General features: G+C 67.4%; 8 protein-coding genes. 4 read left to right on the forward strand and 4 right to left on the reverse strand.

What is annotated here, in order from left to right; translation table 11 throughout:
* Nucleotides 1-7 precede the first annotated feature (7 nt).
* From VT03_RS13155 to VT03_RS13170, 4 genes are all read right to left on the reverse strand, one after another.
* Nucleotides 8-3082, reverse strand: a complete 3075-nt coding sequence (locus VT03_RS13155; RefSeq protein WP_075093392.1) for a PSD1 and planctomycete cytochrome C domain-containing protein — start codon at nt 3080-3082, stop codon at nt 8-10.
* A gap of 35 nt (nt 3083-3117) precedes the next feature.
* On the reverse strand, nt 3118-3603 hold the full coding sequence (locus VT03_RS13160) for a hypothetical protein (RefSeq protein ID WP_082846177.1): 486 nt from the start codon (nt 3601-3603) through the stop codon (nt 3118-3120).
* Between the two features lie 74 nt (nt 3604-3677).
* A complete protein-coding gene (locus VT03_RS13165; protein WP_075093393.1) occupies nt 3678-4607 on the reverse strand; it encodes a DUF1559 domain-containing protein in 930 nt (309 codons plus the stop codon).
* Nucleotides 4608-4990: 383 nt separating this feature from the next.
* On the reverse strand, nt 4991-5632 hold the full coding sequence (locus VT03_RS13170) for a GntR family transcriptional regulator (RefSeq protein WP_075093394.1): 642 nt from the start codon (nt 5630-5632) through the stop codon (nt 4991-4993).
* Nucleotides 5633-5945: 313 nt separating this feature from the next.
* Between VT03_RS13170 and VT03_RS13175 the strand changes: the two genes are divergently transcribed.
* The 4 genes from VT03_RS13175 to VT03_RS13190 all read left to right on the forward strand — a co-directional run bounded on the left by VT03_RS13175 (nt 5946) and on the right by VT03_RS13190 (nt 13298).
* Nucleotides 5946-9332 carry a PSD1 and planctomycete cytochrome C domain-containing protein gene (locus VT03_RS13175; protein ID WP_075093395.1) on the forward strand — a complete coding sequence of 1129 codons (3387 nt, stop codon included), beginning with the start codon at nt 5946-5948 and terminating at the stop codon, nt 9330-9332.
* A gap of 113 nt (nt 9333-9445) precedes the next feature.
* A complete protein-coding gene (locus tag VT03_RS13180) occupies nt 9446-10783 on the forward strand; it encodes a DUF1501 domain-containing protein (RefSeq protein WP_082846179.1) in 1338 nt (445 codons plus the stop codon).
* 152 nt (nt 10784-10935) lie between these two features.
* Nucleotides 10936-11964 (forward strand): succinylglutamate desuccinylase/aspartoacylase family protein, encoded by a 1029-nt coding sequence (locus VT03_RS13185; RefSeq protein WP_075093397.1) that lies wholly within the window; start codon nt 10936-10938, stop codon nt 11962-11964.
* 212 nt (nt 11965-12176) lie between these two features.
* The gene (locus VT03_RS13190) at nt 12177-13298 is read left to right on the forward strand and encodes a mandelate racemase/muconate lactonizing enzyme family protein (RefSeq protein ID WP_075093398.1); all 1122 of its coding nucleotides are present in this window, start codon (nt 12177-12179) and stop codon (nt 13296-13298) included.
* Nucleotides 13299-13308 lie beyond the last annotated feature (10 nt).

The following is a 13308-nucleotide window of genomic DNA, read 5'->3' on the forward strand; positions in this document are numbered from 1 at the left end:
GCGGCCTCTACTCGACGAACAGGAAGGCGTTGCTGGTCAGGATCACACGGGCGAGAGCAGCCCAAGCGAGTTCCTCCCGCTGCTCCGGGGGAACGGGCAAGCTCGCGGTCCCGGTCCGGTACCGCTCCAGGAACTGCTGCTGCGCCGCGATCGCTTCGGCGGGCGGCAACCGACCGGTCGCCCCTTCGACGATCTCGGTGATCCGCTCCCCGTCGGTGGCCGGTTTCGCCAGCAGCCGGCGGGCCAGGGCCCGGGACTGCTCGTGGACGAAGGGCGAGTTCATGAGGTACAGCGCCTGCGTCGGCGTCGTCGTAACGAACCGCTCGGCGGTGCTGACGTTCGGATCGGCGGCATCGAAGAGCGAGAGGTACGGATGCTTCTGCGACCGCTGGACCATCTGGTAGACGCTGCGGTGCTTCGAGTCGTAGGCCGCCTTGAACGGATAGTGGATCGTGAAGCTCCACGAGTCGACGGGCGGGAAGGGATGGCCCGCCGGCATGGTGCGGTCGAGTTCGCCGCTGAGGGCCAGGATCGAATCGCGGAGCGACTCGGCGTCGAGTCCGTGCCGGGGAAAACGTCCCAGCCAGACGTTCTGCGGGTCGTGATCGAGGACCGCCGGGTCATCACTGGCGGCGAGGCGGTAGGCCCGCGTGGCGAGGATCATCCGGTGCAGCGATTTGATCGACCAACCGTTGTGGACGAAGGCGTTCGTCAGGTGATCGAGGAGCTCCGGGTGCGAGGGCTTCTCGCCCCGGGAGCCGAAGTCGCTCGCGGTCCGGACGAGCCCCGCGCCGAAGTGCGCCTGCCAGACCCGGTTGACGAGGACCCGCGCGGTGAGCGGGTTCGACGGCTGGGTCAGCCACTCGGCGAGCCGCAGCCGCCCGCTGCCGTCCGCCGGCTCGACCGGCTGGCCGCCGAGAATCTCGAGGTTCCGCCGCGGGACTTCGTCTCCCAGCCGGTCGGGCTCGCCTCGCTTCTGGACCCGGGCGTTCATCGGCTGCCCTTCGGCCACCGCGTAGGCGACCTCGTAGAGCGAGCGGGCCGCGGCCTGCTCGCGCTGCGTCTTGAGCCCCGCCATCCGGTCCTGGATCGTCTTGACGCGGGCGAGCTCTTCGGGAGTTGGCTGGTTGTCGGTCGACGGAACCGCGAAGGGGGCGTTCTGGATGCCGAGGTTGTCGAGGTCGCGGGTCGGCGGTGTCCCGGCCGCTTTGCCGATTCCGTCCGAGACGAAGGTGTTGATGATTCCGTCCCAGTTCGGGGCGAGCCGCTTCCCTTCGAAGGCGACCGGCTCCGGGGCTCCGTGGCGGGTCAGCGTTCCCGAATAGGTCTTCGCCGCGAGGTCGAACGTGATCGCGAGGTTGTACCACGCCCCGGTTTCGAGATCGGCGAGCTTCTCCCACTCGCCGCCATTGCGGAGATGGAACTCGCGGGAACTGACGCTCGCCTCGAAGGCGAGCGACACGATCGCGCCGTGGCCGGCATAGAAGCGATAGGCAGCGTCCCCATCGACGGCGTTGACGTTCCGGAAGTCGATGTTGAACGAGAGCTTCGGCGAGGTCACGGAAGTGTGGTTCGAAAACTCGCGGCGGACCCCTTCGTGGGGCGTCGTGTTCCGGACGCGGACGCCGCGGGTCCCCGCCGGATGGACGTTCGTGAACGGGCTCTGGGCCTCGGCAAGCACTTGATTCGGGCCAGCCGTGATCCACGGCGTCGCCGGAGGCTTCTCGAGCGCCTGCTGCTCGGCCCCGTAGTCCGCGCCGCCGCCGATCTTCGTCCGGTCGAGCGTGGCATGCTCCTGCTCCAGCCGCAGGAGTTCCGCATCGATCGCCGCCAGCTCACCGGCCCGCTGCTCATCGAGCTTGGCCGCCGCGGCTTGCGGGATCAGCGGAACGAAGTGCCGCGGCCGCTTCAGCTCTTCGCCTCCGGGAAACGCGAACCGGCTGCTCGCGAAGATCCCGTACAGGGCGTAGTAGTCGGCCGCCGAGACCGGGTCGTACTTGTGATCATGACAGCGGGCACAGCCCAGCGAGAGCCCCAGGAGCGAGCGGCCGACCGTGTCGATCGTGTCCGAGATGTCGAGGTGGACGAACTCGGTGTTGTCGTTGTAGCCAAACCGCTTTCCGACCGCCAAATAGCCGGTGGCGATGACCCGCTCGGCATACTGCTCGGGCGTCTGGGTGCCGGCCCCGGCCGACTCGGCCTGACGGGCCAGAATGTCCCCCGCGAGCTGCTCGCGGACGAAGAGGTCGAACGGCTTGTCGGCGTTGAACGCGCGGACCACGTAGTTGCGATAGAGGTACGCTTCGCGGACCGGGTAGTCCGCCCCGTCTCCCGCCGTGTCGGCGTAGCGGACGACATCGAGCCAGTGCCGCCCCCAGCGTTCGCCGTAGTGGGGCGAAGCGAGAAGCCGTTCGACAACCCGCGAGAACGCCTCCGGAGACTCATCCGCCAGGAAGGCCGCGATCTCCTCCCGTGTCGGCGGCAGGCCGGTCAGGTCGTAGGTGACCCGCCGCAGGAGCGTGCGCTTATCCGCCAGCGCCGTGGGACGGATCCCGTGGGCCTCCTGGGCAACCCCGAGGAAGCGGTCGATGTCGGTCCCGTTCCAGTCCGGATCGGCAGCGGTCGGCGGAGTCGCGGCCTGGACCGGCCGGAGCGACCACAGATCGGCAGCGGCTGCGGGTCCGCCGGTCGACGCCGGCGCCGCGGGCCACGGCAATCCCATGTCGACCCACTTGGCGAGGGCCGCGATCTCGTGCTCTTTGAGTTTCCCCTCGGGGGGCATCGACGACGCATCGCCCGTCTGCCGGACCGCCGCGATCAGGAGACTGGCATCGGCCTTCCCGGGAACGACGGCGGCGCCGCTGTCGCCTCCCTTGAGAGCCGCTTCGCGCGAAGTCAGCGCCAGCCCCGCGTGCTGCTTCTTGTCGCCGTGGCACTCCAGACAGTTCTGCACGAGGACCGGGCGGACCTCCCGCTCGAAGAACGCCGCATCCTCCGGCGACAACTCCGTCGGCGCCGCAGGCACGACCGCGGGGAACGCCAGCAGCAAGGCGGCCCCGATCCGCGATAGGAGAACACGCATGACTTCGCTCTCGATGGAACGCGATCCCGTCCGGGTCAGGGCTTCGACTTCAGCGGAAACGTCAGCTCATTCTGGCCGGGAGCAACCTTCGCGGTCAGCTCCGACTTCGTGTTGTACCGGTCCGGGATGAACATCACGATCTTCGGCTCGGTGCTCCCCGCCGAAGGACCGGTCGTCGCCCCCGCAACCCCCGCCACCGTCACGGTCCCCTCCTGCTTCGTGGCCCGGATCTCGACGCGGTAATCCCCAGGCACCGGCCCGGACTCGGCCGGGAGCAGGAACTCCCCCTTCTGGATCGGACCGCCGCTCGAAGGACCTTTCGAGTTCGCGGGAAGCAGGACGATCGTCCCCTGCTCGATGGGCGCGCCGTCGAACGTCACCTGGCCGCGGACCATCGCCCGTTCCGGCCCCGAGTTCCGCCCGCAACCGGCCAGCAGGCCCACCCCCGCCAGGAGGATCACCGCAGGGGAGGCCGCACGATGCGGCCGCGTCACGACACCGAAGGAGCGAAGATTCGTCATCGCAAAGTTGCTCGAAGCGGAGAAGACGGGACAGGAACGGGACCAGCCTGGAACGGCCGAGAGAGACGAAGAGGTCAGAACTCACCGAGCGCCCGGCGGTCGTTCATCGTGCTCAGGTCCTGCCACGTCTGGAGGTCGACATGGTCGGCAATGAACCGGACCGAGCCGTCGGCGAGGGCCGAGTTGACCCCCCCGATGTGCTGGCTGCGGGCCGAGTTCATCGTCCGCTTGTTCGAGTGGGCCGTGTAGGTCCCGATGCACGGCGGGAAGACCGTCGGGGAACACCACGCCGAGCGCATCTCGTCCGGGACGAGCGTGTTCGGGTTGTAGTTGTGATGGGAGAACGGCCCCTCGGGGTAGAACATGACGCCACGGAAGTCGTTCGCGCTCTCGTGGACCACGACCAGCTCGTCAAGGATCACGGTGTTGCTCATCCCGTCGATGAAGTCGGCGGCGGTCGTGCGCGTGTTGCAGTCGAAGGGGCCGACTTTGCCGCGGGCGATCGTCACGCTGGCGATCCCCGGAGGAGCGACGAGCGGACCGATGCCGTTGTTCGCGGCGTAGTTACCGCGGGCATACGTCGCGAGGGCCGGCGGCCCCGGCGGGTTCGTCGGGCACCGCATTACGGTGAGCGGCGCGGAGTGAATCGGAAAGTTCGTGCTCCCCGGACCGGTGCAGCCCCAGCAGGCGTTGAAGTCGAGCTTGTTATACGTGTTCGTCAGGTCGAGATACGGGAGCAGGAAGCCGACCCAGGTCGCTTCATTGCGGGCGGCGAGCGAGGTCTGCACATACCCCGGGGGGAAGACGCTCAGCGCCTCGTTGTAACTGTGCATCGCCAGGGCGAGCTGCTTGAGATTGTTCTTGCACTGCGACTGCCGCGCCGCCTCCCGCGCCTGCTGGACCGCGGGGAGCAGGATCGCCACCAGGACGGCGATGATGGCAATGACGACGAGGAGCTCAATCAGGGTGAAGCCGCGCCGGGACCCGAACAACGAACGAGACATGACAGACCTCCGAACTGGAGAAGAAAGACCTCGAACAGCAGACAGGACGAGGAAGCGCGCAGTCCTACCACGAGGACCACGCGGCGCGCGACCTGAGCGTCTCTCCCGAACGGGAATGCGAATGACGCCAAGCGCAGCATCACCAGCGGGCCGCGCGCCTCATGGCGATGAGGACGCGCCCGCAACACAGCCGACCCCCGCCGAGCATTCACTCAACGGAAGCCCCTTCTCGACAGCCGCTCTCCCCCAAAAGGAGAGAGGAACCGCCTACCACAACACAGAGGCCGCAGCCCCTTCCACCCGCGGACCGTCGACCGGAACGCGGGAATCTCCATCCTGAACCGGCTTCCACACCAGGCCACTTCCGGCCCGCCGCACCGCCGTCAGTCGATTTTCTCTTTCAGAACCCGCACCGCCTCTTCGACGGTCCCTTCACGGAAGGTTTTCACGAGACTGGCATGCTCCTCGTAGATGTCCATCGGATTCGTGCAGCGCCGCTGGGCCCGGCGGAAGTGGGAGCGGATCCGCCCCACCAGCGTGTCCCAGATCGAAATCAGGTCCGGCTGCCCCGCGCGATCGAGCAGGAACCGGTGAAAGGCAATATCGAGTTCCGCGAGGGCGTGATAATCCGCCTTCTCGCAGGCCGGGCGCATCTGCGCGACGATCTCTTCCCACTGCGAAAAGTCGTCTTCCGTCAGCTCGTCGAAAATGAGCTGGAGAGCATGTGCCTCGATCGTTCTTCGAATCGGGACGATCAGGCGGCGAATGGTTTTGGGAGCCTCGGGAGCCACGACCGCTCCGCAGTTGGGACGGGTCTGCAACAGCCCGAGCTGGGACAACCTCTGGACCGCCTCGCGGACCAGCCCGCGACCGACGTTAAACCGCTTGGCGAGCTCCGCCTCGGTGACCCGCAGACCTTCCGGCATGCGGCCGGACAGGATCTCGCGGCGAATCTCCGCGACGATCTCATTGGCGCCGATGGGCGAGGAGACCTCTGCAGCCGAAGGACGCGGACGGCCAGGCATAGCGACTCACCGGAGTGATGGATCCGACCGCCCATTAGACCATCGTGGCACTCGGCCACTTTCAGGCGGCGGACATGTTTGTACACAACCCACATCCGATTGTCTACAATCCGGATTTCATTTTTTCTTCGCGATCGTGGACAACGCGGCGCCGATTGTCTACAATCCGCCCTCGTGGCCCTGGCCGTTTCCGATTCAACCCTGTCCCCCGACAGTGAGTGGTGGAATGCCGTTGGCGTCCCGATCTCCCGGTGTTTTCCGAAGCCATTCGGGAGCGGTGTTGAGATCGGACGATGCGAGGCGGGCCACTTCTGTGCAGCGGTTTGCTCAAGTTCTCGTGGCCTGCACGCTCTTATTGGCCGGAAGCTCTACCTGGGGAGCGGAAGCGGCGTCCGATCGCGAAGGGATCGCCTACTTCGAAAAAGAAGTCCGGCCGCTGCTCCTGGAGCACTGCGGCAAATGCCACGGCGCGGCGAAGCAGTGGGCCGACCTGCGGCTCGACACGCGAGCGGGCTTTCTCAAAGGGGGCGAGAACGGCCCTGTCGTCGTTCCGGGAAAGCCCGACGAGAGCCGACTCATTGAGGCGGTCCGCTACCAGGGGGAGACGCAGATGCCCCCGGACGCGCCGCTCAAGCCCGAGCAGGTCGCGGTCCTCGAACGCTGGGTCCGGATCGGCGCCCCGTGGCCCGAAGTTGATCCCGCGGTTGCGACTTCCAAAGAGCAGGTGTGGCGCGAGCACTGGGCGTTCCAGCCGGTCGCCCGCGTCACCCCTCCGGACAATCCCGACCTGGCCTCCGTCGCGTCTCCCGTCGACCGGTTCGTTCAGCAGCGACTCAAGGAGGCGGGGCTCGCGTCGTCGCCCGCCGCAGACCGCCGGACGCTGATCCGCCGCGTCACGTACGATCTCACGGGGCTCCCGCCGTCGCCCGCCGAAGTTGAAGCGTTTGTTGGCGACTCCCGGCCGGAGGCGTACGAGGAACTCGTCGAGCGGCTCCTCGCCTCCCCGCACTACGGCGAACAGTGGGCCCGGCACTGGCTCGATGTCGCCCGCTACTCGGACACCAAAGGCTACGTCTACGCCCGCGAGGAGCGGTTCTGGGTCCACGCCCCCGCCTACCGCGACTGGGTCGTCTCCGCCTTCAACCGCGACCTCCCCTACGACCGGTTCCTCCTCCTCCAGATCGCCGCCGATCAGGTCGCTCCCGAAGACCCCGCCTCCACGGCCGCGATGGGATTCCTGACGCTCGGCCGCCGCTTCCTGGGGGTGACGCACGACATCATCGATGACCGGATCGACGTCGTGACCCGCGGCACGATGGGGCTCACCGTCGCCTGCGCCCGCTGCCACGATCACAAGTACGATCCGATCCCGACCGCCGATTACTACTCGCTCTACGGGGTCTTCCTGAACTCGACCGAAGAGCTCGTCCGGATCGGCGACGGCGCGTCGAGCGCGGCCGGATACGCCGAGTTCGACAAGGAGTTCCAGACCCGCCTCGGAAAGCTCCAGGAGACGACCGCCTCCCGCCACAAGGAGGCGGCGGACCGGGTCCGCAGCCGCGTCACCGATTATCTCGTGGCCCAGACCGAACTCTCGAAGTACCCCGAAGAGGGCTTTGATCAGATCCTCGCGACGACCGACCTGATCCCGACGTTCGTCCGCCGCTGGGAGGCGTTCCTCAACCAGTCGACCCGCGCCGCGGATCCGGTCTTCGCCCCGTGGTCCCGCCTCTCGGCCCTCTCCGCCGAGGAGTTCGCCGCGAAGTCCCCGGACGTCCTACGCGAACTCGCCGCCTCCGGCGGAACGCCCGTCAACCCGCGGATCCTCGCCGCCCTGCAGCCGGCTCCAGCGACAATGCGGGAGGTCGCCGAGCGGTACGGAAAAGTCTTCAGCGACACGGACGCCGAATGGAAAGCGCTGTCCGAGGCAGCCGCCAAGGAGAAGCAGTCGGAGCCAACCGGCCTCGCCGATCCCGCCGCCGAAGAACTCCGACAAGTCCTGTACTCTCCCGCCTCCCCCTGTCTGGTCCCGCCCGAAGCGGTCGTCTCGACGGAAGGCTACTTCGACTCCAACGTCTGCACGGAGCTGTGGAAGCTCCAGGGGGACGTCGACCGCTGGCTGATCCAGTCGCCCCTCGCGCCGCCGCACGCGGTCCGGCTCGTCGACCGGCAGCTGATCCGCCCCTCCCGCGTCTTCCGCCGCGGCAACCCCAAGACCCGCGGCGATGAAATCAGCCGCCACTTCCTGAGCGTCGTCGCCGGACCGACTCCGAAGCCGTTCGAAAAGGGCAGCGGACGGCTGGAGCTGGCGCGGGCCATCGTCGATCCGGCGAATCCGTTCACCGCGCGGGTCTGGGTCAACCGGATCTGGCAGCATCACTTCGGGACCGGCTTCGTCGACACGCCGAGCGACTTCGGGATCCGGGCCGAGCGTCCGAGCCATCCGGAACTCCTCGACTGGCTGGCGACGCAGCTCGTCGAGAACGGCTGGAGCACGAAGCACATCCACCGCCTGATCCTCCTCTCGGATGCCTATCGTCAGCAGTCCGCCGCTCCAGCCGACGTCGCGCTCGCAGCGCGGGCGACGCAGATCGATCCCGAGAACCGGCTCCTGTGGCGGATGAACGCCCGGCGGCTGACCTTCGAAGAGTTCCGCGACACCCTGCTGACGGTCTCGGGCCGCCTCGATCCCCAGGCGGGGGGGCGGGCCGCGGATCTCCTGGCGGGGAACGGCCTCGCCCATCGCCGCCGCACGCTCTACGGCCTCGTCGACCGCCAGTTCCTCCCCTCGGTCCTGCGGGTCTTCGACTTCGCCAACCCCGACCTCCACATCCCCCAGCGGAGCGAAACGACGGTTCCGCAGCAGGCCCTCTTCGCCCTGAACCATCCGTTCGTCGCCGACGAAGCCAAGGCGGTCGTGGCCCAGGCCGCCACGCAGAGTCTCGCCAGCTCGGCCGACACCGTCCGCAGCCTGTACCGGTCGATCTACCAGCGCGAGCCGACCCCGACGCAGCTCGCCCAGGCGCAGGCCTTCCTCGATTCGCCGGTCACCGAGCCCGAGTCCCGCCCGCGTCCCGAGTCGCTCGCCTGGCAGTACGGCTACGGCGAGCTCGACGATGCCACCAAGACCCTCAAAGGCTTCGCCCGGCTTCCGCACTTCACCGGTGCCGCCTGGCAGGGAGCCGACCAGTGGCCCGGAGGCGGCCTCGGCTGGCTGCAGCTCACCGCCGACGGCGGGCACACCGGAGACAACCTCCAGCACTCCGTCGTCCGTCGCTGGACCGCCCCGCGCGACGGCATGTTCTCCGTGGCCTCGACCGCCATCCACGAGGTGGCGGCGGGCGACGGCGTCCGCTGCTACATCGTCGCCAGCCGTGGCGGCCTGCTGAAATCGGTCGACCTGCACAACCGCAAAGAGGAGATGAACGTCGAGTCGATCGCTCTCCAGAAGGGGGACACGCTCGACTTCGTGGTCGACCTCCACGCCAACCTCAACAGCGAACAGCACCTCTGGGCGCCGGTCGTCCGGGAGCTGCCGACAGCGGTGTCGTCCGGAGCGTCCTCCGCCGGGAACCCCGACGAGCCGCGGCTGTGGGACGCCCATCGCGACTTCGCCGGCCCCCCGCCGATCCGCCTGACCCGGATGGAACAACTCGCGCAGGTGCTGCTCGTTTCCAATGAGCTGATGTTTGTGGACTAGGTCTAGGTCTAGAGGACTAGGGACTGGGGAAAGGAACTCCGAGAGAGGTGATCGTGAACCCTGAACCGACATCTTCGTTGCTGAGCCGCCGGTCGCTATTGTGGCGATCCGGGATGGGGCTCGGCGCGCTCGGACTGGCGGGAGTGCTCGCCGACGAGGGCCGGGCGTCGGCCTCCACCGAAGGGGGCGTCGGTCTGCGGCAGCCGCAGTACGGCGCGCGGGTCAAACGGGTCATCCACTTCTTCTGCAACGGCGGTCCCTCGCACGTCGACACCTTCGATCCCAAGCCGGCCCTCCAGAAGCACGCCGGCCAGCCGGTCCCCAACACCCTGACGACCGAGCGGAAGACGGGCGGCGCTCTCCCCTCCGCGTTCGCCTTCAAGAAGTACGGCGAGAGCGGCCTCGAGATCAGCGACCTGTTCCAGCGGACGGCTCAGCACGCGGACGACATCGCGGTAGTCCGCTCGATGTACGCCCACGTCCCGAACCACGAGCCGTCGCTGATGCTCATGAACTGCGGCGACTCCGCCCAGCCGCGGCCGAGCGTCGGTGCGTGGGTCCTGTACGGCCTCGGCGCGGAGAACCGCAACCTCCCCGGGTTCATCGCCATGTGCCCCGGCGGGATGCCGATCAAGGACTCCGAGAACTGGCAGTCCGGGTTCCTCCCCGGCGTCTACCAGGGGACCTTCATCGACCCGCAGCACCGCCAGGTCGAGAAGCTCATCGAGAACATCCGCAGCCCGCACGCGTCGCCCGGCGTCCAGCGGAGCCAGCTCGACCTGCTGCAGTCACTCAATACCGAACACCGCCAGGGCCGGCTCGACCCGCGGCTCGACGCCCGGATCCAGTCGTTCGAGCTCGCCTTCCGGATGCAGTCCGAGGCGGCCGACGCCTTCGACATCTCCCGCGAGCCGCAGCACATCCAGGAGCTGTACGGCACTCACGTCCACGGCCGGCAGACCCTCATGGCCCGCCGGCTCCTCGAGCGGGGCGTGCGGTACGTCCAGCTCTGGCACGGGGCGGGGCAACCGTGGGACAACCACAGCGATATCGCCAACGCCCACCGCAAGCTCGCCGGCGAGATCGACGGGCCGATCGCGGCCCTGATGGCGGACCTCAAGCAGCGGGGGATGTTCGAAGACACCCTCATCGTCTGGGGGGGCGAGTTCGGCCGGACCCCGACCTCCGAAGGGGGAAGCGGCCGCGACCACAACCACTACGGCTTCAGCGTCTGGCTGGCGGGGGGCGGGATCCGCGGCGGCACGGCCTACGGCGCGACGGACGACTTCGGCTTCCAGGCGGTCGAGAAGCCGACGAGCGTCCACGATCTGCACGCCACGATCCTGCACCTCCTCGGCTTCGACCACGAGAAACTGACGTACCGCTACGCCGGCCGCGACTTCCGCCTGACCGACGTCCACGGCCACGTCCTGCGAGACATCCTTGTTTGAAGGTTAAACACCAAGACACCAAGGAGGCACAAAGGTCACCAAGGATGGAGAAGGAAGGCGCGGGAAGTCGGTTCTTCTTTGTGTCCTTGGTGCGATCTTGGTGCCTTGGTGTTTAACTCTCCCCCTCCCCTCTTTCCTCCTGCCGGCTCCGAATGAACCGCGTTGTCGCCCGTCCGAATCAGCTCGACCTCGATTCCCCCGGCCGCCGGGACTACTGGCTCGCCCTGGAGCATGACAGCATCTGGGGGGACCACCTGATCCCGCTCACCGTGTGGGTCGGACCGGAGGCGAAGCCCGGCGAGGGACTCGTCTCGTTCGGCTCGAATCACGGCAACGAGTACGAAGGGCCGGTCGTCCTCAAGCACCTGCTGCGAGAGATCAAGACCGAGGATGTCCTGGGGCGGATCATCTTCATCCCGGTCCTCAATCCCTCGGCCTTCCGGGCCGGGACCCGCGAGAGCACGCCGGACGACAAGGTGAACCTGAACCGGGCCTTCGTCGAAGGGGCCGGGGTGCAGCCCGCCCTGTCGGGGATCACGCACCGGATCGCGGCCTTCGTCCGGCAACACATCTGGCCGCGAGTGCACGTCGTGATCGACCTGCATTCCGGGGGGAACGTGGCGCGATTCTCGATCTGCGCAAACTACCACCCCGTCGACGATCCGGTCCTGGCGAAGAAGATCGAGGAGACCGCCCGCTGGTTCGGAACGCCGTCGCTGATGGTCTACCAGAACGTCACGCCGGGGCTCCTGCCGAGCGAGGCGGAGCGGCTGGGGAAGATCACGGTCGGGACGGAGCTCGGCTGGGGCTCCGCGGTGAACGCCGAAGGGGTCCGTTACGGCCGCCACGGCGTCCGGGCCGCGCTGATCAATAACGGACTCATGAAGGGCTCGATCGAGCCGATCGCCTACCACGCCGAGGGGAATCAGCGAAAACTCGAAATGGTCGACCGGGACTGCTTCACCGTGGCCCCCTTCGACGGCCACTATGAGTGCGTCCTCGAATGCGGCACGCGGGTCAAGAAGGGAGACATCGTCGGCTACCTTCACGACTTCGACCACATCGACATGGATCCCTGGCCCGCCCGCGCCGGCGTCGACGGCGTCGTCCTGGCCCAGGCCTGGGTTGCCCCCATCCCTCGCGGCCAGCACTGCGTCGTTGTTGGACGCGAGATTCCGTAGAGGGCGGATTGTTAAACACCAAGACACAAAGGAGGCACTAAGGACACGAAGAAATTCCAAGACGGACCATGAATCCGCACAACGCATTGTGGACGCTTCTGCTCACCGACTGAGAATCGCTCCCGACCTTTGTGCTCTTGGTGCCTCCTTTGTGCCTTGGTGTTGAATCCTCTTCCCCATCCCTGCTCCCATCACCACTTCTTTCTTTCATCGTGAAAATCACCCAAATCACCTGTCAGATCCTTCGCATCAAGAACGTCGAGGCGAAGACCGCCAGCAGTCAGGACTCGGTCCTGATCCGCGTCAAAACCGATACCGGCCTCGAAGGGATCGGCGAAGCGGACTCGTCGCCCGAGATGGTCAAGGCGGTCATCGACGCTCCGTTCAGCCACAACGTGGCGACGGGCCTCCGGCAGCTCCTGATCGGCGAAAACCCGCTCGATACGGAGCGGCTGTGGCAGAAGATGTACCGCCGGACGATGTACGCCGGCCGCCGCTCGGTGACGATCACGGCGATGGCCGCGATCGACATGGCGCTGTGGGACATCAAGGGAAAGCACTTCGGCGAGCCGATCCACCGGCTGCTCGGCGGCAAGCAGCACGACCGGATCCTGGCCTACGCCTCGATCCTGTTCGGGAAGAACGGCGACGAGACGGCGAAGATCGGCTCCCGCTGGCGGGAGGCGGGCTACCGCGCGGTCAAGTTCGGCTGGGAACCGATGGGCCAGAGCGAGGCGGTCGACCGGGACCTCGTGGTCGGCGCCCGCAAGGGGGTCGGGGACGACGGGATCGTCCTCGTCGACGCCGGCTGCGTGTGGGACGCCCGGACGGCCCTCGAGCGAGCCAAGGCGTTTGAGCAGCAGAAGATCGGCTGGCTCGAGGAAGCGCTCCATCCGGACGACTACGAAGGCTACCGCTGGCTCCGCGATCGCTCCCCGGTCCCGATCGCGGCGGGCGAAGAGGAATGCGGCCGGCAGTCGTTCCGGCCGCTGATCGACGGCCGGTGTCTCGACGTCTATCAGGTCGACCTCTCCCGCAACGGCTTCACCGACTCGGCCTACATCCGGGCCCGCGTCGAGGAGATCGGGGCGCGGCTGTGCAATCACTGCTACACGAGCCCCGTGACGGTCGCCGCGAGCCTGCACTGGCTCAGCACCTGCCGCGACGCCTTCCTGTTCGAAGACTGCGTCGAGGACTCGCCGCTCCGGCATGAGCTGACGCACGAGAAGGTCCAGGCGGAAGACGGCTGGATCACGATTCCCGACCGTCCGGGCCTGGGGGTCACGCTCAACGAGGACTTCATCAAGTCGACACTCATCAGCGAATCGACGTAAGGCCTGAGGA

This window comes from Planctomyces sp. SH-PL14 (assembly GCF_001610835.1).
Lineage (GTDB): Bacteria > Planctomycetota > Planctomycetia > Planctomycetales > Planctomycetaceae > Planctomyces_A.

Excerpts from the sequence above, each read along its gene's own strand:
- VT03_RS13155 (WP_075093392.1), bottom strand. The coding sequence starts at position 3,082 with ATGCGTGTTCTCCTATCGCGGATCGGGGCCGCCTTGCTGCTGGCGTTC.
- VT03_RS13160 (WP_082846177.1), bottom strand. The coding sequence starts at position 3,603 with ATGACGAATCTTCGCTCCTTCGGTGTCGTGACGCGGCCGCATCGTGCG.
- VT03_RS13165 (WP_075093393.1), bottom strand. The coding sequence starts at position 4,607 with ATGTCTCGTTCGTTGTTCGGGTCCCGGCGCGGCTTCACCCTGATTGAG.
- VT03_RS13170 (WP_075093394.1), bottom strand. The coding sequence starts at position 5,632 with ATGCCTGGCCGTCCGCGTCCTTCGGCTGCAGAGGTCTCCTCGCCCATC.
- VT03_RS13180 (WP_082846179.1), top strand. The coding sequence starts at position 9,446 with ATGGGGCTCGGCGCGCTCGGACTGGCGGGAGTGCTCGCCGACGAGGGC.
- VT03_RS13185 (WP_075093397.1), top strand. The coding sequence starts at position 10,936 with ATGAACCGCGTTGTCGCCCGTCCGAATCAGCTCGACCTCGATTCCCCC.